29 protein-coding genes and 1 pseudogene are annotated in these 18,873 nt (G+C 39.2%); 3 read left to right on the top strand and 27 right to left on the bottom strand.

Going from position 1 to position 18,873, the window contains the following annotated elements:
* From G9371_RS18700 to G9371_RS18570, 27 genes and pseudogenes are all read right to left on the bottom strand, one after another.
* A pseudogene (locus G9371_RS18700) lies at positions 1-236 on the bottom strand (glutamate 5-kinase); the annotation flags it as partial.
* A 1-nt stretch (position 237) separates the two neighbouring features.
* On the bottom strand, positions 238-627 hold the full coding sequence (locus tag G9371_RS18695) for a hypothetical protein (RefSeq protein WP_140991217.1): 390 nt from the start codon (positions 625-627) through the stop codon (positions 238-240).
* A gap of 4 nt (positions 628-631) precedes the next feature.
* Positions 632-1,279, bottom strand: coding sequence for an Ish1 domain-containing protein (locus tag G9371_RS18690; RefSeq protein WP_165471301.1), 648 nt, complete (start codon positions 1,277-1,279; stop codon positions 632-634).
* A 43-nt stretch (positions 1,280-1,322) separates the two neighbouring features.
* Complete coding sequence (locus tag G9371_RS18685) at positions 1,323-2,279, bottom strand: major capsid protein (RefSeq protein WP_165471300.1); 957 nt, start codon at positions 2,277-2,279, stop codon at positions 1,323-1,325.
* A gap of 17 nt (positions 2,280-2,296) precedes the next feature.
* Complete coding sequence (locus G9371_RS18680; RefSeq protein ID WP_165471299.1) at positions 2,297-3,052, bottom strand: DUF6651 domain-containing protein; 756 nt, start codon at positions 3,050-3,052, stop codon at positions 2,297-2,299.
* 107 nt (positions 3,053-3,159) lie between these two features.
* Positions 3,160-3,474: a Gp49 family protein gene (locus tag G9371_RS18675; RefSeq protein ID WP_000589036.1), complete on the bottom strand. Its 315-nt coding sequence runs from the start codon at positions 3,472-3,474 to the stop codon at positions 3,160-3,162.
* A 51-nt stretch (positions 3,475-3,525) separates the two neighbouring features.
* Positions 3,526-3,678, bottom strand: coding sequence for a hypothetical protein (locus G9371_RS18670; protein WP_001291453.1), 153 nt, complete (start codon positions 3,676-3,678; stop codon positions 3,526-3,528).
* A 15-nt stretch (positions 3,679-3,693) separates the two neighbouring features.
* The gene (locus G9371_RS18665; protein WP_000004552.1) at positions 3,694-3,924 is read right to left on the bottom strand and encodes a hypothetical protein; all 231 of its coding nucleotides are present in this window, start codon (positions 3,922-3,924) and stop codon (positions 3,694-3,696) included.
* On the bottom strand, positions 3,921-5,024 hold the full coding sequence (locus tag G9371_RS18660; RefSeq protein WP_165471298.1) for a minor capsid protein: 1,104 nt from the start codon (positions 5,022-5,024) through the stop codon (positions 3,921-3,923). The genes G9371_RS18665 and G9371_RS18660 overlap by 4 nt, the downstream gene beginning before the upstream one ends.
* 6 nt (positions 5,025-5,030) lie before the next feature.
* Entirely contained in the window at positions 5,031-6,473 is a 1,443-nt protein-coding gene (locus G9371_RS18655) for a DUF4055 domain-containing protein (protein ID WP_165471297.1), read from the bottom strand.
* Positions 6,470-7,897, bottom strand: a complete 1,428-nt coding sequence (terL, locus tag G9371_RS18650) for a phage terminase large subunit (RefSeq protein ID WP_165471296.1) — start codon at positions 7,895-7,897, stop codon at positions 6,470-6,472. Before terL ends, G9371_RS18655 begins: the two co-directional genes overlap by 4 nt.
* Positions 7,887-8,357 carry a DUF2280 domain-containing protein gene (locus G9371_RS18645; RefSeq protein ID WP_165471295.1) on the bottom strand — a complete coding sequence of 157 codons (471 nt, stop codon included), beginning with the start codon at positions 8,355-8,357 and terminating at the stop codon, positions 7,887-7,889. Before G9371_RS18645 ends, terL begins: the two co-directional genes overlap by 11 nt.
* A gap of 58 nt (positions 8,358-8,415) precedes the next feature.
* Positions 8,416-9,057: a putative metallopeptidase gene (locus tag G9371_RS18640; protein WP_114229282.1), complete on the bottom strand. Its 642-nt coding sequence runs from the start codon at positions 9,055-9,057 to the stop codon at positions 8,416-8,418.
* Positions 9,026-9,460, bottom strand: a complete 435-nt coding sequence (locus G9371_RS18635) for a hypothetical protein (RefSeq protein WP_057049512.1) — start codon at positions 9,458-9,460, stop codon at positions 9,026-9,028. The genes G9371_RS18640 and G9371_RS18635 overlap by 32 nt, the downstream gene beginning before the upstream one ends.
* A gap of 12 nt (positions 9,461-9,472) precedes the next feature.
* Positions 9,473-9,664, bottom strand: a complete 192-nt coding sequence (locus tag G9371_RS18630) for a hypothetical protein (RefSeq protein ID WP_104914907.1) — start codon at positions 9,662-9,664, stop codon at positions 9,473-9,475.
* An 81-nt stretch (positions 9,665-9,745) separates the two neighbouring features.
* Positions 9,746-10,069 carry a hypothetical protein gene (locus G9371_RS18625; protein ID WP_227564781.1) on the bottom strand — a complete coding sequence of 108 codons (324 nt, stop codon included), beginning with the start codon at positions 10,067-10,069 and terminating at the stop codon, positions 9,746-9,748.
* 64 nt (positions 10,070-10,133) lie between these two features.
* Positions 10,134-10,886 (bottom strand): hypothetical protein, encoded by a 753-nt coding sequence (locus tag G9371_RS18620; RefSeq protein WP_104914906.1) that lies wholly within the window; start codon positions 10,884-10,886, stop codon positions 10,134-10,136.
* A 10-nt stretch (positions 10,887-10,896) separates the two neighbouring features.
* Positions 10,897-11,298, bottom strand: a complete 402-nt coding sequence (locus G9371_RS18615) for a DUF559 domain-containing protein (protein ID WP_031978227.1) — start codon at positions 11,296-11,298, stop codon at positions 10,897-10,899.
* Positions 11,298-11,690 (bottom strand): hypothetical protein, encoded by a 393-nt coding sequence (locus tag G9371_RS18610; RefSeq protein ID WP_000462876.1) that lies wholly within the window; start codon positions 11,688-11,690, stop codon positions 11,298-11,300. Before G9371_RS18610 ends, G9371_RS18615 begins: the two co-directional genes overlap by 1 nt.
* Positions 11,683-12,036, bottom strand: coding sequence for a hypothetical protein (locus G9371_RS18605; protein WP_000647822.1), 354 nt, complete (start codon positions 12,034-12,036; stop codon positions 11,683-11,685). Before G9371_RS18605 ends, G9371_RS18610 begins: the two co-directional genes overlap by 8 nt.
* Positions 12,033-12,782 (bottom strand): hypothetical protein, encoded by a 750-nt coding sequence (locus tag G9371_RS18600; RefSeq protein ID WP_165471294.1) that lies wholly within the window; start codon positions 12,780-12,782, stop codon positions 12,033-12,035. Before G9371_RS18600 ends, G9371_RS18605 begins: the two co-directional genes overlap by 4 nt.
* Positions 12,775-13,704, bottom strand: a complete 930-nt coding sequence (locus tag G9371_RS18595) for a YdaU family protein (protein ID WP_000280079.1) — start codon at positions 13,702-13,704, stop codon at positions 12,775-12,777. Before G9371_RS18595 ends, G9371_RS18600 begins: the two co-directional genes overlap by 8 nt.
* Positions 13,697-14,059, bottom strand: a complete 363-nt coding sequence (locus tag G9371_RS18590) for a hypothetical protein (protein WP_001267985.1) — start codon at positions 14,057-14,059, stop codon at positions 13,697-13,699. Before G9371_RS18590 ends, G9371_RS18595 begins: the two co-directional genes overlap by 8 nt.
* Entirely contained in the window at positions 14,056-14,352 is a 297-nt protein-coding gene (locus G9371_RS18585; RefSeq protein ID WP_001084132.1) for a hypothetical protein, read from the bottom strand. Before G9371_RS18585 ends, G9371_RS18590 begins: the two co-directional genes overlap by 4 nt.
* Entirely contained in the window at positions 14,349-14,633 is a 285-nt protein-coding gene (locus G9371_RS18580; RefSeq protein WP_001072910.1) for a hypothetical protein, read from the bottom strand. The genes G9371_RS18585 and G9371_RS18580 overlap by 4 nt, the downstream gene beginning before the upstream one ends.
* A 49-nt stretch (positions 14,634-14,682) precedes the next feature.
* The gene (locus G9371_RS18575) at positions 14,683-15,003 is read right to left on the bottom strand and encodes a hypothetical protein (protein ID WP_000049332.1); all 321 of its coding nucleotides are present in this window, start codon (positions 15,001-15,003) and stop codon (positions 14,683-14,685) included.
* A 10-nt stretch (positions 15,004-15,013) separates the two neighbouring features.
* A complete protein-coding gene (locus G9371_RS18570) occupies positions 15,014-15,265 on the bottom strand; it encodes a Cro/CI family transcriptional regulator (RefSeq protein WP_000996058.1) in 252 nt (83 codons plus the stop codon).
* 108 nt (positions 15,266-15,373) lie between these two features.
* Here G9371_RS18570 and G9371_RS18565 point away from each other — a divergent pair, with 108 nt between their 5' ends.
* From G9371_RS18565 to G9371_RS18555, 3 genes are all read left to right on the top strand, one after another.
* A complete protein-coding gene (locus G9371_RS18565; protein WP_001093666.1) occupies positions 15,374-16,138 on the top strand; it encodes a LexA family transcriptional regulator in 765 nt (254 codons plus the stop codon).
* A 14-nt stretch (positions 16,139-16,152) separates the two neighbouring features.
* Positions 16,153-16,368 (top strand): hypothetical protein, encoded by a 216-nt coding sequence (locus G9371_RS18560; RefSeq protein ID WP_000370483.1) that lies wholly within the window; start codon positions 16,153-16,155, stop codon positions 16,366-16,368.
* Between the two features lie 132 nt (positions 16,369-16,500).
* Positions 16,501-18,768, top strand: a complete 2,268-nt coding sequence (locus G9371_RS18555; protein WP_000065151.1) for an N-6 DNA methylase — start codon at positions 16,501-16,503, stop codon at positions 18,766-18,768.
* The last annotated feature ends 105 nt before the right edge of the window (positions 18,769-18,873 follow it).

The following is an 18,873-nucleotide window of genomic DNA, read 5'->3' as shown; positions in this document are numbered from 1 at the left end:
ACGGTCGCCTTTTTATCCGTGGCCAGTACTCCAAGTGTTTGGATCTCATATTGACTGTAAGAACCAAACAGAACGCCTCGGCCATAATAGTTTTCTTTAACTTCAACATACGTTTCAGTTTTAGGATCCCAATTCGTTTTTGAAATCCGCTCACATGTAAAGGTATGAACGGCGTCCGCTAAATCATCATTAAATGCTTCAGCAATGTCTGCCTGAATTTCGTCACGTAAGCCCATATCATGCCCTGTAAAGTGGTATGCCAAAGCCATTAAAACTTGCATTTGGATCTTTCAAATCAAGCGAATCAATATAATCAATTGCTATCTGTTCAAAGCTAGAAATCGCTTCAGTACCTTCTTGATACTCTTTTTCAGATTCGACTGAATCAGCTTTAACTTTCTTTCGTTTAAGCAACTGCTCTTTGCCGTTATAAATTACTTTGGCCAGAATTCCTTTGATAATTTCACATGCAGCATCTTTAAGAAGTGGATCAATTGGATCTGGCACAAAACCTATTTTGTTTTTCAGCCAAACATTTGCAAGTTGAACCAGACGAGCTTTATCACTGTCTGGTGCAAAATCGCTGCCCAAAATTGAATTTGCGTCATCTACAGTAATAAAGCTCATTTCATTATTCCTTCGGGATTAATTTAAGGAGTTCTGCTTTGGTTGCAGATGGTTTGTAGCCAATATCTTTACTGGCCAAATACTCTTTTAATTGATCATTTGACCAGTTTTCAAAATCATTAGCTGCCGTTTCTGTAGCTGGCTTTTCTTCAGCTTTTCCAGTTTCCAATTCAGCAATACGTGCTTGCATTGCGGGAATATCGTTTTTAAATGCGTCAAATTCAGTTTTTATACCGACTACTTGAGCTTCAGCATCTTTGAGAGCTTTATCTGCTAAGACTGCTGCATCCTTTAAACGTGAATTCTCCGACAACAACTCTGACTGGTTACCACCAGCCTGCTCTAAGATTGCGACTTTCTGTTTAAGCTGAGTGTTTTCTTCAACTACCTTTTCACATTCTGCTTTTGCATCATCAATCACAGCTTGAAGTTCTGGTGTAATTCCTACAGCTAAATTTACAGTTGCCAATGCTCCAGAAGCATTTTTATAGTGACTTGGCACATCACCACCATATTCATCTGCCACCTCAATAGATGTGTCTGCAGCAGCTAAACGAGCATTTCGTAATACCCAGCCATCACGCTGAAGCTTATTCACATTTGATGCAGAGAAATCATTAGTAAAATAGATTTTTTTTGACTTTGCTTTCATTTCATCTTTCCAAAGAAAAAGCCCCTAAAAAGGGGCTATGAAATTATTTAGATTTAACCAGAACGCCTGCGGTGTCTTTAATTGAACTTGCAATCAAATCCCAGTTCGTAGGTGTGCCAATTGATGCATCATTAGGAGATTTGCCACCATTAGCCATATCCCATGCGTAACCCTTGACACCAACCCCATAAGTCCATTCGGCTTGATAAGTATATTTAAGGTTCTCACCACCAGTAGTTGGTACTAATTCCGCATTAAAGTCTTTGTTATCTTTGATAACGATAGCTTCTTCAACTAAACCTAAAGAGTTGTAATATGTTGTACCAGCATTTTCAGCTACTAAGGCTGGTGAATCTGTAATTACAAACACACGGCCAAATGGGTCACGAATAACGTTTACACCATCATAATGGAATAAACGTTCAGTGTTGGCCAAAGCATTATCGTAAAGGTTGTGAATAGTTGTTGAATGAACAATCCAAGAACGTAAAGCCCCTGAACGATCACCCATACGGCCAGCACCTCGATTTAACAAACGGAAGCTTGGATCTGCAGTTCCATCCCCTTCCACTGCAACCGTATTACCAGAAATTGCTGAAACAGTACCAAGAATACCAGCATTTAACATATCAGCGATTTTAGCTTTACCTAGTTGCTCACCAATAGTTAATGCTGCCATTTCAGGATTTTGAAGAATCCAATGATATTGCTGAACTTCATATTCAATTGGAGGTGTACCTGCAGCCACCTTCACTGCTACATCAAGCATTTGTTCAAGCCGCTTGGATGCTACTGTTCCACTTCCATATGCATTACGACGGCGTACAAGACCTTGAATGGCCTTAAAAGAAGCCTTTAAGTCAAAGTCACCATTAAATGGTTCATTAAGAAGTACGATAGTACCTTGTGAAGCTTCATTAAATTTATTAACGTCTTGAGAAACTGTTTCAGTCATTGAAACATAAGTTTGTTTATTAAATACCTGTAAATCAAAAGGCATGGGAAATATCTCCTAAATTAGTTCTGTTCGCCGACTTGCTTGAGGTATGCAATTTTTTCAGCATCAGTTTTGCAATCAGCTAATGATTTGGCAGTTACGCCGCCTTGACCGCCTTTCCCTTGAAAACCGCCCCCGCTAGCTTGGCTTGGTTTGAGAATTAAATCTTTAAACTGATATCCACTGATCAAGCTTTCTAATGCCTCATCGAAATCAGCCACTTCACCAGGTCGAACGCGTGAAAAGATTTTTTGACCATCTGCCCCGTATGCGATGACTTTGCCTTCTTCGATTTTGAAGTTTTTACCGAATTGAGCTTGGATCATGTCAGCCGGTACAGAGAGGTTTTCTTGAATGTACTTAGAACGAGCAAAGCCACCTCCAATAAGTTCGTTATGCAGTTGGGCTTGATATTCATCACGCTCCTTAACGATAGGCGCGTATTTTTCTTCAACAGCTTTAATAGCTTCCGCTTTAACCTTTTCGACTTCACCTGCATCAACAAGTTTTTTGTCATCAAAGTTTTTTAAAGTTTCAATTGCCTTCTTGGCCGCAGCCGGATCATCAATCCCTTCAAATGCTTTTAAACTTGCTTCCGCTTGTTCTTTAGCTAGACGATGGTTTTTAGCCTCAGTCCCCAGCTCATCAATTTTTGAAATCGCACGTGGTGCATCAAAACCGACTTCCTTTCCATCATCATGAATATAAACAGGATGGCCCTGTTCATTGATTACTGCGTAAGACTTACCTTCAATAGTTACTGTTTTAAGTTTCATAGGTTTCCACCTTTAGTTATTGAGTTTCCACTCGTTACGCTGTTTGCTTCCGCTTTCAGCAGGCAATAAAAAAGCGCCCTTTAGGACGCTTAATTTCGATTAAAAACTTAGAAATTTGTTGCAAATAAACGGTAGCCTTCTAGCTCCCAAAGTTTATTTTCGGCTGACTTTTCTGCATTTCCACGAGCCATACGCTCACCAATTTCAGCATCAAAGTTTTCAGCATTCACACATGCACTAAAACCCGTTGCTAGAAAAAACTTTCCATCTAAAAATGCATGGACAAAAGTAGAAGTTGTGCCTCCGGGGCGTTGCTCAACCGTATATGTAACACGCTCCATCAATGAATCAATTTGCGCTTTAGTTACTCGGGGTGCCACAGACTTTTCAGCTAACTCTTGCTCTGTTACTTCTTTGATCATTTTCTTCTCACAAAAAAAGCACCCGAAGGTGCTAAGGTTAAAAATTAAGTTCTAATTGATGAGTGCAATTGCTTTTAATCTTTCAAAAGTAAAACCATAAATTGCCATGGCTCTTGAAATCTTAATTTGAAGAAATGGCACCAGAATTAATTTTGTGCTCAGAATATATTGAGCATCTGACATAGTGATTTGCTTTTCAGACATTTGTAATACCTTTCGCTACATTTCCTTTGTTTGATTTGGCCTTGGTGCATCACTCACTAAGCGAACACCATGAGCACCATATGCTTCAAAAGTTACAGTAATTGTTGCGGGTCCATTTAAGGCATCAGAATTCATCTGTACTGCTCTTTGTCCAGCTAGAGGTTGTCCAGTTTCTTCATCACAAATAACCAGATAACCTTTCAAAGTAGGGTGACGCTTTAGCACTAAATGTCTTGACTCACTCATAAGCCCAACTCCTTAAAGGTTTGCTCATCCAACTTTCGAAGTTGGTCCAATGTATATAACCGCCCATCTGGATCGAAGAACTTATCAAAATCAAATTTTCCTTCCTTATAGAGCTTGAAACGTTTCGGCCCCAACCATTCTCTTTGAAAGAAATCATCTGTCTTTTTGAAAAACTCTTTAAAAGTGGTGTTGGCATCCAATTGCCCTATTAATTGGCTCCGCTCATCTTTCGGGATGTCTTTAACTCGACGTTCGTCCATTACAAATGGCCGTTCGCCTACAAGTTGACCGTCCTTCTCGACCGGAACCAAGATACTACGACAGTTAGGATGTAACGGCGGTACACGCTTTGCAGGATCATTAATCTCCCACACTGAACCATCTAATGAAGCGCAAAGCTTAGAAGTTCGTCCATCTAAAACGCTAACAAATCGGACATATTCAAAGCCAATTTGGTTAAAGCTATTTAGATATGCTTGATTGGCTACATGGCTCCGTACAGTTCTTACGGTACGCTCAATATCCGTCTTGGTACCATTTAAAATGCCGTCCTCATAATTAAGCCGTTTGGTACCACGAATGCGCTGAACAATTTCTTGGTTAGTTTTGCCTGAATTAATACCATCTCGAATTGCATACTCAACCTTTTGACGGGCACTTTCAGCAATTCTTGAAAGCAGATCATCGACAAGAGCGCCACCTGCCAACGGAACTTTTTTAGCGGATAAAAATAGTTTTCCCCCATCAGGCTTATTAATCTTTGCTCCATAGAGCTTAGCTACGTAATTGGCCTCATAAACAGCCAGTGCCGTAGCTGAAACGGCAAAAGCTTCAGGTAATGCTAAATTAACACTAGCAAACCACTGGGCAATCAAATCTTTAATTTCCCTGAGATTTGAAGTTGTATATTTACCACCTGCTAAAGCAACTTTCTCCGACTCATTAAGCTCATCCAATAAATCCCGAAGCTTAGATAACATCTTGCTCGTATCATCATTGAATAAATCTAAAAGCTCATTTACCGTTTTTGACGAAGCACGATAAAGGTAGGCCTGGTGCTGAGTGAGTGCTTCAAATAGTTTTTTGATATCTGTTGCCATCTCACTCTACCTTTGATTTAAAGTTCCATCTTGCTCTGCTTCGACATTCTGTAGCTCGTCTTCATATTTTTGTTTAGGGAACATACCTGTTTGGTTGTATTCCCACCACGATTTAAATGAAGATCGGCCTTGTAGAGCTGCTTCAAATAACTGTCGAGCTAACTCAGCTAAATAACCCTGTTTGTTAAATTCTTGACTGATTTCGAACATCAGGTCATCTTTATTAAGAGCATCAACATTAGCTATTACGTATTTGGCACACCATCGCAAAGCCATAGACAAGGCTTCATTCATGTTCACGACACATAGTGATAAAACGGAATGCTGTACAGCATCATCATTGTTAGCTTCTGTGGCTGTTTTAGCAGCAGAACCCTTTTCAATTAAGCGTGCGCCTAATTCTTTCATTTGATTCCACTTATCTTTCATTGCTTCACGTGACAGAGTATTAGGGTTTGCTTGTTCAATGCCGAGTTTGCCATTTTCAGGCAATGGTAAAAGCACCTTCGCTCCAACGTAAATGCCTCGAGCTTTTGCCTCATCGAACCATTGCCAGTTCACACCGCTAACATAGTATTGAGGTTGCCCCATATAAAAAACGGACTCTTGAAAGTCCGCACTGTCACGATAATGAGCTAAATTTAGATTAGCTAATGCGAGTAATGGAGGTTTCTTAATTTCTTCAGAATTATCTACCGCGCCGACAAAAGTAAATGGAATATAAGACCAAGTTCTACCGCTATGATCAGTTGGAAACTTTTTAGGCCCTCCTTCATATTCGCCCTTGTCGTTTTTGGTATATATCTGAACAGAGTAAGCAAATTCACCGTTTTCATCTGGCTCTAAACGCAAAACCCTGAATTGTTCACGATCCTCTTTACTAAATCCGTCACTTCCACGGGTAGAAACAACTTCACGTATGACAACTAAGCAGAGTTTTTTCTGGTTCCCAACCATCATTGAATCCCAATTAATTACATCAACGGCATTCAATAAATGAATCATCGGATAAGAGTTTTGCTCTTTGTGTTCCTTTAAATTTCTAGCCGGAATTACGTCTGGATAATCCACATATAGAGCGCAACGATAGTGCTTCAATAAATGCCGGATACCAGTCTGAGCCAACTGATAAGCACTTAATCCAGCACCATTAGCATTTCGCTCTAAATGCTCCAGTTCAGGTGTAAACTTAAAGCTTGGATCCGTTGCAAATGCTGCACCTACCAAACTATTTAAAGTGGTCCCTGTTACCTCATAAAACACTGCACGAGTTAGATAAGCAGCGTAAGCAGCATCATTTTCTGGTGTTTTGTCATGTGCGTTAGGTTTCGGTAAGTACTTCTCTCGCTGTTCTTTTACAGCGTCTTCACCATCACACACATCATCAATTTTTTGCCAGAGTCCTACGTTTTTAACATACTCTGCATGCTTAAAAGTTACGTCACTCATCGAGCAAATCCCATTTTGGCAAAGAAGGTCTCAAAACCTTCATGTAATTCATTAAACGCATCTGAAGCTGCATCCACTTGGTCGTCATGTGTGCCATTAGGAAAATGACGAAGCTCATCAATAAAATCCTTATTCCATTCACCTTTGAGCATACGTACATTTCCCACGTTAACTTGGGCCGCAAATGGTTGTGCCCGTGTAAGCTTGTCACCCGATACTGGTTTTGCAACCACATGATAGCCACTGAGAAGTTTTGTAAATGCCAGAGCTTGAGATTTCCCTGCTTGACCAGGATCCTGAGGAATTCGAACAGTTACGTTTTTTCCATCAAGCTCAGTGGTTTGCTTTAAGCGTTTATTTACATTGTCTGGACCAAGTTGTCCTCTTGTAACATCGACAATGTAAGTAAAACCATCTGCACCAAGAGCTTCTCGCACACCTGCTGTAAAGTCGCCTTCATTCTCTGTAGCGCCAAAATCCCATGCCCTAACTTGTTTCAATACATCCGCAGGCAAAGCATCAACAATTTGAATATTGTCGGGCTTAAAAAAACCGCCTGCTGGCGGTGATGGCATTTGTCGGTACTGCCCGGCAAATACATACGGTGCCGCTTGCTCCATTAGTCTCAATTTTTGGATATTGTGTTTTGCTGGCCACAGTGCGGATCCGTCTTCCTGAATAGCTGAAAGACATAGATGCTCCCACACTTCACCGTTACCACCAGCTACAGGAACGCCGTCTTTTCTATCACCTAGCAACCATCCAGCTAAATCATCTTCATGAAGTCGCTGCATAATCACAATGATCGGCGTATCTGGCGAGTTAGTACGCGATTCGAGTGTGTTCTGAAACCAATCAATTACCCCTTCTCGAATAGTTTTTGATGAAGCTTCATGTGCTTTGTGCGGGTCATCAATAATAATGCAGCCGCCAAAGCCTTTACGAAGTTTTCCTGCACCAAAACCGGTAATCGTGCCGCCTGTACCAGTCGCATAGCAGACACCACCTTGGGAAGTTCTCCAGAAGTCTTTAGCCTTACTATCATCACGCAATGTAAGCTCGGGAAAGACTTTTCTATACGCCTCTTCTTGCACAAGGGTTCGTATTTGGAAGGCATTATTTGCGGCAAGCATTGCCGAGTAACTGATATGAATAAACTCACAGTCTGGATTCTTACCAAAACACCAAGCCATGAAGTTAATTACAGCAATTTCAGTTTTAGAATATCGTGGTGGAACGTTAATAATTAACCGCTTTATCTCTCCGCGATAAACTTTCATTAAAGCTTCGCAGATTTCTAAGTGGTGCCAATTTTGCATCCATTTATAACCACGGCGCTCCTTAAACATGTACCTTGTGAAGAAATATAAATCTTCTTGCGCCTCGATCCGGATGGCTTTATCCCGAGCCGCATCAGTACTCATCTAAGACTTCCCTCCGCGCTTTTAAGTAATCTTCCATTGGAACTGGAATTTCTGAATTAACTGTTTGGACTGGTCCGCCGTCTTTGCCTGTAATTTCTTGGCGATTAGTAAATTGTCCACCAATATCTTTTGCAGCTTGTTCTAGAATTTTTAGCGCTGTTTTAACGTTTCTAGTTCTATCAAGCTGTCTTTGGTATTGCTTCAGACGGTAGTACTTATTAGCAATAGGAATATCAATTAAGCCTTCATCAAATTTCTCTCTGGTTGATTCAAAAAGCTCAACATATTTTTGGCTTAAATTACGGCCTGAATATTTGGTTGGGTCATATGCTTGGCACTGGCTTCGGCTAATTTCCACATCAAACTCTTGTTTGACGTTTTCCACCACTTCCTGAGGTGTATCACGGCAAGCAAGAGACTGAACTATAAATATTTTCACAGGCTCTTTTAGTGCTGCCATAAATTCCCCTTCGTACAGCTACGTACAGCAAACAGGACAAAAAAAAGAGCCAAAAGGCTCAATTGATTACGCAGTTTCCGCAGCATTTTGAAATATCAAGATTCGAAACAAACGGAGGATTTTTTGCGACTTCAATAAGTCGCTTAACATTTTTGCTCGGTCCCCACCGTTTAACCACGCCAACAAATTCTTCTACATCGTGACCAGCTAGGTAATGTTTAGGCAGCCCCGTACTATCGCTATAAATGATTTCGCCATCTTCGTCTTTCATCACACCAATGTGATAAAGCTCATGTTCAAGCAAGTAACAGAACTCTGTATCGTTTGCACGCTCACAGAAAGATGCATCGACCGTTATTAAATATGTTGGTACAAAACCAAACCAGTCGCGCATCTGTTGCTCTTGTCTTGCTTTACGCCAACCACCGACGTTAAACATTACTTTCTCGCACTGGCCTAATACCATAGCTTGCTTGCTTTTATATGCAGAAGAAGCCCATGCAAATGCTAAAAATTCTTCATTGTCGTGAAGTAGCTCTGCAATATGGTCATGATCCGGGTTGTGAAGAGGTCCGCCAATCGTTAAGTAATTTGCAATAACCCATTTTTTTAAATCTGATGCAGGTATTAAACGAATTGCTTCCTCTTCTTCAGCTTGATCAATAAAATCAGTCGGTGGAAATGGTCTTATTTGCTCCATCTTCAATTCTCGCTAACTCACTTTTTATCCAGTTGATGACATATCCCGACAAAATAGAATCTGGATGAAAGCGCTCTATTTTGTAACCCATCTCTTCAGCATGATCATATCGATCAAGACTCCATGCTTTATTTGACAGCTTTCCACCACGCCCACCAGACCAGGGACCACCCTCAATTTCAATGAGCAAACGCAATTTCACTATATGAAAATCAAAGCGCCAGTGTTTGGTATGGATCGGCTGAAACTTACTTTCAAATCCAATCGCCAAATCCTCAAGCTCTTCCTTAAGTGTTGCCTCAGCCTCGAGATATTTTTGCTTCGCCTTAGGCAATGGCCGGCTTTTAGGTTTAGTTTTAGGTTCTTTTTTCCGTGTTAGCCAAAAGTACTCTTTGTCATCCATACCAATAGCCTCTTATAAGAAGCCTTCTGGCTTATTGTTGAGACGTGCAATTAATTTATTTTGCTTTGCTATGGCCAAAAAAAATCGCTCATCTAAGTGAGCGATCTCTTCTTCTGTTAGGCCTTTGGTTGTGCAACTGCCTATGTGATTTAGCTCTATTTGGAGCTGTCTAATCTCATTTGTGATTTTTTGAAATTCAGTCATACATACTCCAAAAAGAAAAAGCCCCGCCAATAATCGATATTTAGCGGGGCCTGTTTGTGCCGTAATACGCTCGGCTAATTTTCAACTGACATATTGAATATCAACAACTATATGACCATTTCCGATTGGACTCTTTAAATTCGCATTTCTTAAATCTTCGTGAAAATTATGGGGAACATCAGCACCGCCATCTAAATAAATCCATTTAGTTTTAATAACTCTTGTTATATATCCATCAATGCTTTGAGTATCTTTAGAATCATCTATTTCTTGAACTTTGATTTCCTCACCACTCTCAATATCTTTTAAAGTAATAATCCTCATTTCTATCCCCTTATTATTGGAGATATTTTTATACCACAGAAATGAAAAAAGCCCACCTTTTTGGCGAGCTCTTAAATTCATTCTGGCGATTACTTTACATTTCGCCCATTTTAGAAATCTTTATACTCAAGTGTATACCCAACTGTCAAGCACAAGTTTCTTGGGTTTCAGGAAGTTCAAAACGGAATGAGCGAGAAATACGCGATCTAATTTCATTTTCCCATTCTGCAACAATAGATTCTCCAAATAGCTCGAATTTCTGATAGCTTTTTATGTAAGCAGTCTTAGTGGCAACAATACCTGCAATTTTCATTTTTTCGTTCAATGTATATGGGCGCTTACCAGTCCCATTACATTTTTCGCAAAACTTTGCCCCCTCAGGAAACCCCTTTGCATTAAAAGTTTCAATTTTACCAATTCCTTGGCATGCACCACACATAGCCTTAACAAAAACATGGCCACGCAAAATAATCTCAGCCATACCCTTTGCTAGATTAGTAAGATCACCTTGAGCATTAGTTGGTGTAAATTTTCTCTTTACCATTTCTTCATGAATCTTTACGGCTAATTTATTTCGCGCTCGGAAAAAATTACCAGACTTAATCTCACCACGAACGAATTCAACCTTACCCGGTATATCTTCAATACGGCGTTCGGTTTGAAAATTAAAGTCATACTTACTGTAAAAAGTTTCAGTTTGTTTTTGTGCAGGGGTAATTATTGCGATTCGCTCAAAATCAACCTTTTCAATCAAGACAGTGGCCCAAAGCTTTGCAGCTGGTGATAATAGCGCTAATTCACCTAAAACCACATCTTTCGAAATTTTCTTTCCTTCAGCTTTGCCTTGAGCGATAGCAAGGCGAAGTAACTCAATAAAATCAAACTTTTCAACTAACATAATCGCCTTCCTATTTACCCTTAATTAATAATTCAATTTGCTTTAATGCCATACCGGACTTAACTTGTTCTGTGCTGAACCGTAAAACTGTAAAACCCATCATTGCTGCGGAGTTGTATTTCTCCATATCCCCTATATAGCCCTTGCCTCTTGTGTGACGGCCTCCGCTCCAGATCCCGCCTTCTACCTCAATCAAAATCTTTGTGCCCGTTATTAAAAAATCTGCTCTCCATTTACGTTCAGGATGGAACTTATATTCCTGTTCAAAACCAATCTTGCATGCTCTTAAATGCGTTGCCAGAACCATTTCACCCACACTTGGTTGTCTGGCAACTTGCTTTGCTGAACGCCGCTTTTTATTTTTCTTTATCGGAAATAACTTGCGGTATTCAGCAATGCTGACTGATGACATCAAGCACCACCTTTCAGCAAATTTTTCAACTGATTAGCAAAGCAGTTATAAACTCGTGCTTTATCTTGATCGCCAAAAAGGCTTGAAGCATGAGCATCGTGTTTATACTTTTGAACTAGGTTTTCAATTGAACTTCTTAGCTCAACTAAATTCGCTTGTTGTTCTTTTTGAATCTCCCAAGCCCACTTTCCAGATTTACCCTCAAACTCACTCATGACTGGCTCCTTTTCCTCTGGCAACTTAGTCATAACACCATCTGGAAATTTAAAATCTCCATGCCACTTCCCGTTTTCCCAAATAGACCAAATCCCACATTCATCACTGTTGTAGTAATATCCAGCCTGCCAATGTGTCGCACCTTTAGGGCGGTGTTTTAATATTTGTTCAAACATGACCGCCTCCGTATATTGATTCGTGGTCGCGGATGGCTTGCTCTAATGCAGGTCTTTCAAATAATGTCGCGTACTTGCTGCCATTTTTATTGATGCGGCTTAGAATCTCTTTAGCTTCTTTAATACCGCCATCAAACGCATTAATTTGATCAATCGATTCCAGCAGGCGCTTGAGTTCGGAAATGTCTACAAAATACTTTTCTCGATCAGCCTTGCTAATCTCTACACTTTGACCACATTGGAACTCGAAACCTTCATTCCATTCAGTTGCGTTAGAAGGTGCTGAATCTACGATTTCCTTCGCGTATTGCAGTCCTTTATCTCTAATCAATTTAGATGCTTTCATGCATTCGCCCCTTCAATTAACTGCAGAATATTTCTTGGAATAGGCATACCTTCACGGCGGCACATCTCTGCGTATTCCTGCGGATTATCGAAAGGATCTGGACCTAATTCCTTTGCAAGCTCAGGCTCTTTTTCTTTTGCCTGAAGTTTTTGTACTGGTGCAGGTTTACGACCATTGATTTTTAATCTTTCCATCAATGATTTGAGATGCTTTTGAGCCTCGTCATTGCTCACAGGAACGTGTTTAGGTTCTTTGTGTTCTAGTTGTAGCGGTGGAGTGTAAAACTCTTGCTGACGGCCTTTTAACTGAGCTTTAGCAACCATCACGTTGTAGGTCCCGAAGAAATTATCTTGAGCTGCTCGCATTTGGCCGGCTTCGATCAAATACATAACCTCGTCTAAGGCGTACTTAGTGATTTGGGTAATAACCACGGAACGGTCAGTTGTAAACTTACATGCGCGAGACCAAGCTTCTTCTGGAGACATCCAACTTTCACCGATACACCAGGTGCGAAACTCGGCAAATGACGGCATAAAGCGTCCACCTGCTGTAAGTAAACGACCAAGTGCGTTGTTAAATTGGTTTTGTTGAACGCCAACCAGTGTTTTAAGTGCGATTTGCTCAACCACTGACAGAGGAATTGCACTTTCGCCTGTTGCTGGAAATTGCTTATTGAACTGAGCAGCGTAAACAGTGCGAAGAGAAGCGATTAATTGACGCACTTCGTTCAAGGTAATCTCATGCATGACCTACCTCCTCAATCATTGGAAACTTTTTTGCTGGGGTTACATCCACGATTTGAGATTCGCTCTGTTCTTCAAAAAGATTAGCGAAGTAACCCGACTCTTGTGGTTTTTGACCAGCTGAATTGATTTGCTCTTGTTTCTTGCGGTTTGCAGCAACTTGTTTCTCGTTGTTTTGAACCCAAGAGAACCACTTAACCAACCAGATGCTTGGTGTATTCAACGAACTTGATTCGTTTGCAAAGTACCAGTCACCGAAATTTTGAATCATGGTTCTCAAGTCGATTTCAGGTACAGAAACAAATCTTTGTTGAGCAAGTGAGATGAAATCGTATTGAAACTCGCTGTATTCAGAAATGAATTCACGCATTGAGTAACGCTTGTGATCATCGATCTGATACTGAGCAAATTGGATTGGTGTAAATTGCGAATTTTCTTCACGCGCATTACTACTACTATCTATATATTGGTTATCGGTTAACGGTTTATGGTTAAGGTTTTTTTGGCTTTCACTTTCAGAACCCAAAATTAACCCACTGGGTTTTTGTGGGTTTTCAGAATTAACCGAGTCGCCTTCACTTTGGTTTTCTTTTGGTTTTTCCTTACGTGGACGCCCACCTTTCTTACCATTTTCACGATTTTTATCCCCTACTTTTTGATAAGCGGCGATTTCTGAATCACAACGTTTGTTGTGAAACCCGTCTTCCTCTTCCACAAAAAACTCTTGCAGCACAATTAATACTGCATCCCTTTCTTCTTGGGTATTTGCACGTAACCGACGAAAAACCGACTGGGTTTCTTTGGGTAATGGTTTTTCATTCAAATAATAAAAATCGAGAGCACGGCGATAAAAGCACTCTTCAACTGGGCTAAGGTGCGCTGTAGCAACCATAAAGTCGCTGATATGGTGGAGATATTTATACATCAGTGACTGCTCCTAATTTTACAAGACCGCGCATTTCCAACTGACGAATAATTCTTGGAGGAATAAATTCGTTGTTGATTTTGTAGCGAATACGAGACTTTTCTTTCACCTGAATTAGTTTGTGCCCATCCTCCATGAGACGGCGAACTGCTATAGCCTGCCCCCCCATATGAGTTAATTCTTCAAGTTGATAAAATCTTTCCTGAGCCTCAATTGCGGCATTCATAACTGAAAGCGGCATGGCTGCTAATTCTTTAGCCGAATAGATCTTTACTGGTTGTTCCAGTGGAATTACCACCTCTAGCGGTGTGGTGGAAACGGAAATATCCTGTTTTCTTCTTGCTGCATATCTCACTTTTCACCATCCTTTGGCTTAACATAGCCACCAAACGAATCAACCAAACACGCTTTGGTTAAGCTGGTTACAATCTGTTGTGCTAACCACTGCGTTATGCGAAATTGACGAGCCATAGCCTCTGAAAATTCAACTTTGGTTACCGCCGCATTATTTTCGTCATACCCTTTGTTGCGTAAATTTTGCTTTTTCACCTCAAATAGGTGGCCAAGTACTCGCAATGCAGGCTCATAGAAAGATTGGATTTCACTTTGCTGGCGAGAATCTTTGATTTGGTGTGTAAAGCTGTTCATGACACCTCCGCTAATGCTTGCTCAGCGCTTGTTAGTCGGCGTTTGGCATTAAGTTCTGCAACTGTTGCTGTGCGGATTTCTTTTGAAGAAACCAGAATCAAATGATTCTCTGATTTGATGGTCCATAAACTAGTCAAAGTTTTGTTTTTAACTTCAAACAAATCATTTGATTTGAAAGTACGGCACTCTTTAGTAAGTACTACAACGTCACCCACTAAAAATTCTGGCTGGTTGCGTTCGGTTGTTTGATTTGATAAATTAGTTTTATTCATTTGATTCATCTCGACTGAATGCCTATAAACCACTCCTGTTACAGCAGGTAGTGGTTTTTTATTTGAATAAAATCCGCATGTATTCAGGTGAAGTGAATGCATGTGCTAAATAAACTCGCGTTGCTTCTGCAATTTCAGGTGAGCAATACACATCACTTTCTTGCACAACCTTCAAACCAATGGCTGTCAACAAAAAGCTAATAAACTCAATCTCAGTCCATCCATTTGATTTCTTTTCTGTTTTCATCCGTGAAAGGATGCTTGCATCGACATTTATCATCTCTGCTACTTGTCTTTGATTGCTAGCGTTAAGTGCTTGCAATATGAGCGACTCGTTATTGCTAGCGCTTGCAGGCAATTCATTTGATACTTTGCTCATAGGTAAGGTCCTAAGCGGTTAATGATCCAAGGTTTCTACATTTTGTCGTCTGGGGACGAAGTTCAATCCAAATATCTTGATAGTTATCAGGGAAAAGCTCTTTTCGTGTTGTTAAACCAAGATCTTCAGCAATAACTGCTAACCTGATTTTTCTATCAAGGGGAATAGCTTTCCATCCACTAACTGATGACGGAGCAATCCCCAGAAGTCTTGCTACCGCTGTGACACCACCTAGCTTGTCTATAAGTTGTGCGTCATTCATAACGTGCTCCTAATTTTTCTTTAATTATTAGGCATTCCTTATATTAAATCAATAGGAATACCTAATTTTATTTATGTTAGGATTTCCTAACATTGTGAGGATAGTTGTATGAACACTCTTGCTGAACGACTTAGATATGCCATGGAAGTATTGCCACCTAAAAAGATCAAAGGTGTCGAACTTGCTCGTGCAGTCGGAGTAAAACCTCCTTCTGTGAGTGATTGGCTATCTGGTAAATCCAAAACAATGGAAGGAGAAAATTTATTACGTGCTTCAAAATTTTTGAATGTTAATCCTTCATGGCTAGCATCTGGAACAGGAGAGATTCAAACAAGCACTAAGGATAAATTTAAGCAACTTGATATCGAGAAATTTAAAAAGAAATACAATATTAGTGATAGTGATGAAGCACTTTTATTTTCAACAATTATCGAAAAACCGTTTATCCCATCATCTAAGCGTTGGGTTCCTGTAAAAGCTTACTCCAAGATGGGCATGGATGGCTATTTCACAGATATGGGTTATGAAGGCAATGCTGGAGATGGGTATGTTCCAACTCACTCAGCAGGACCAAGAGCCTATGGCATTAAAGGCACTGGCGACTCAATGTTTCCAGCAATTCGTAATGGCTGGTATGTTGTATGCGACCCTGATGCAGATCTTGTGCCAAATGAGTTTGTTCAGGTATGCTTGAAGGATGGAAGATGCACAATTAAAGAATTTGTCGGCATCAATGGTGGGGTTTTAAGTTTGCTTTCTGTGAATGGTGGTGAGCGATTTTTCTTTGAAATGGACGAGGTTGAAAGTATTACCGCTATTACAGATATCGTGCCGCCAAGTCAGCATAGACAAGAACATCCTTATTCGCATTAATCACAGGAAGACTTATGGACAATTCAAAACGACCAATCAACCAGATTATTGCTCGCATCAATGATGCTGCGAAACATGGTGAAGCTTTGGTGCTAACAGCCGAAGAAGTGAAGATTCTTTCTAAAGATATTGGCGACAAAGTCTTTATTCCTGTGCTTACTAATGAGCAGGTCGTGCAGTTGGTAAAAGAAGGAAAGCTTGGGCAAAAGATTAATAAAACCAAAGATTAATAAACTGTGAACCCGACACAGTCTTTTAAATGTGGGGTATATCACTTATTAGATAGCAATATTTATTGATGTTTTAGTGTGTAATGTGTAGATTGCCAATAGTTTTTATAGTAGATATTGGGATTATGCAATATGTCTAATATTGAGCAAGATACACGTTTTATTGTTAACAATAATTTGATTAACAAGGGCTGGATCTTGGACATTCAAGATCCAAACAAAAATGTCTTTTTTGAATCAGATATCTTAAGAATTGTTAATAATGAGTTTCTCAAGAAAAGTAAAAAAAGACCCGATTATGTTCTTTTCGATTCACAAAATAAGCGGCCAATCGGTGTAATTGAAACGAAATCAGGTGGAAAAAGCTTAACAAAAGCACTGGATCAGGCAACCGAATATGCTGAAATGCTTGATGCACCTTTGATATTTGCAATGAATAATGGTTTCTGCGAAACACGGCATTTGTATACCCAAAAACCATTATTTATTGATGAAAATGAGGTTAATGAATTAATAAGAGTAAATGAAGCTAAAGAGTTCATATTGCAGGAAACAAATGGTATTTATATTACACCTAAAGAAATTTTAGTCTCTCGCAAAGAGTTAATTAATGTTTTCAAGAAGTTAAATAACTCACTAAGAGGTGAAGGTTTAAGAGCTGGTATAGAAAGGCTTTCAGAATTTGCAAACATTCTTTTTTTAAAATTGTATACAGAGAATGCTAATACAGGTATTTGGAATTCTCTCAAAAGTCTCGATAATGATTTGCTAATTAATACAACTAATAACATACTACAAGATATTGATAGACAATATGGTGCTTCTGTTTTTACAAATTTACAGCTAACCAACCCTGTTGCTGTTAAAGAGATGATCAAAGAGTTGGATAAGTTAAAACTCTCATCAATAGATACCGATATTAAAGGAGATGCTTTTGAGTATTTCTTACAGCAAGCTACAGCAACTAATAATGACTTAGGAGAATATTTTACTCCACGTCACATAACTAAAACCATTGTTAACTTAGTCAACCCTAAATATGGTGAAAAGATCTATGACCCTTTTTGTGGGACAGGTGGTTTTTTAACAGAGGCATTTGATCATATAAAAGATAACACTTTAATTGCAAACAATAGTAGTGAAGAAATCAAGCTTAAACATAATACTATTTTTGGAAGAGAAATTACCTCAAATGCAAAACTCGCAAAAATGAATATGATTCTGCATGGGGATGGGCATAGTGGAATTTGCCAGATAGACACACTTCAAAACCCTATTGAATCTGAATATGATGTGGTTATAACCAACATGCCATTTTCTCAAAAAACTTCTTATTCTCACTTATATGAGAATAAGTTAGCTAAAAACGATGGTGATGGAGTATGTGTTCTACATTGCTTTAAAGCAACAAAAAAAGGAGGGCGAATGGCATTAGTAGTACCTGAAGGCTTTCTTTTTAAAGCCGCTTTAGCCCCAGTAAGGAAGTATTTATTTGAAAACGCCCAACTAAAAGCAGTAGTTTCACTTCCAAAAGAAGTTTTTCTGCCATATGCAAAAGTTAAAACCAATATACTCTACTTTACCAACTGTCATAATGGTAGAACAAATTCTGACGTTTTTTACTACAATGTGACAAATGATGGCCTAAGTTTAGATTCTTTCCGTAGAAAAATTGACGAAAATGATTTAAAAAATTTAGATTTTGCTGATTTAAATAAGAGCGACTTTGATAAATATTATAATGAATTAGGTTTCTTAAAAGTTAATCCAGAATTAATCAGAAGCAATGATTATATTTATAATTATGCTCACTATAGTAATTCACATATAAAATCAAAATTCCCAACTATAAAACTAAAAGAACTCCTATCCTTGTCTGGCAAAGTCAAAGTGGGAGAGGATACAAATATACCTATTATGAGTATCACTATGGAACATGGCTTAATTGATCAGCATGAGAAATTTAAAAAACGAGTCGCAAGTTCTGATATTTCTGGGTATAAAAAGGTTTTTAAAAATGAACTTGTAATGGGGTTCCCTATAGATGAAGGTGTTCTAGGATTTCAAAAATATTACGATGCTGCTGCCGTAAGCCCAGCATACAAAATCTTTAGATTAAAACGAGAAGTTAATGTAGAATATTTGGATTTGATTTTGAGATCTAATTCTCTAAGAAAAATATACAAAAGTAAAATGCAAGGCAGTGTAGAGAGACGACGCAGTATTCCTGATGAAATGTTTTTGAATATTGAGATCCCGAATCCTCCTGAAGAGGTTAAAGATCAAATAGTAAAACAACATAAACTAATAAAGGAAATTGAGAATAGTCTCAAGGAAAATCAAAAAAAATTGCGTCTAAAGACAGAAGCATTATGGGAACTTCCTCAAAATTACAACTAATCCCCCCCCCTTCGAACCCACCACCACGGTGGGTTTTCTTTTTTAATATATTCAAATTTTCCCTGATATTATGGGATTAAGACTTTGTGCCAACATTGATCTTAA

The organism is Acinetobacter sp. EKM10A (assembly GCF_011075215.1).
Lineage (GTDB): Bacteria > Pseudomonadota > Gammaproteobacteria > Pseudomonadales > Moraxellaceae > Acinetobacter > Acinetobacter baumannii.
Note: the sequence above shows the minus strand (reverse complement) of the source record. Positions and strands in the feature narration are given on the sequence as shown.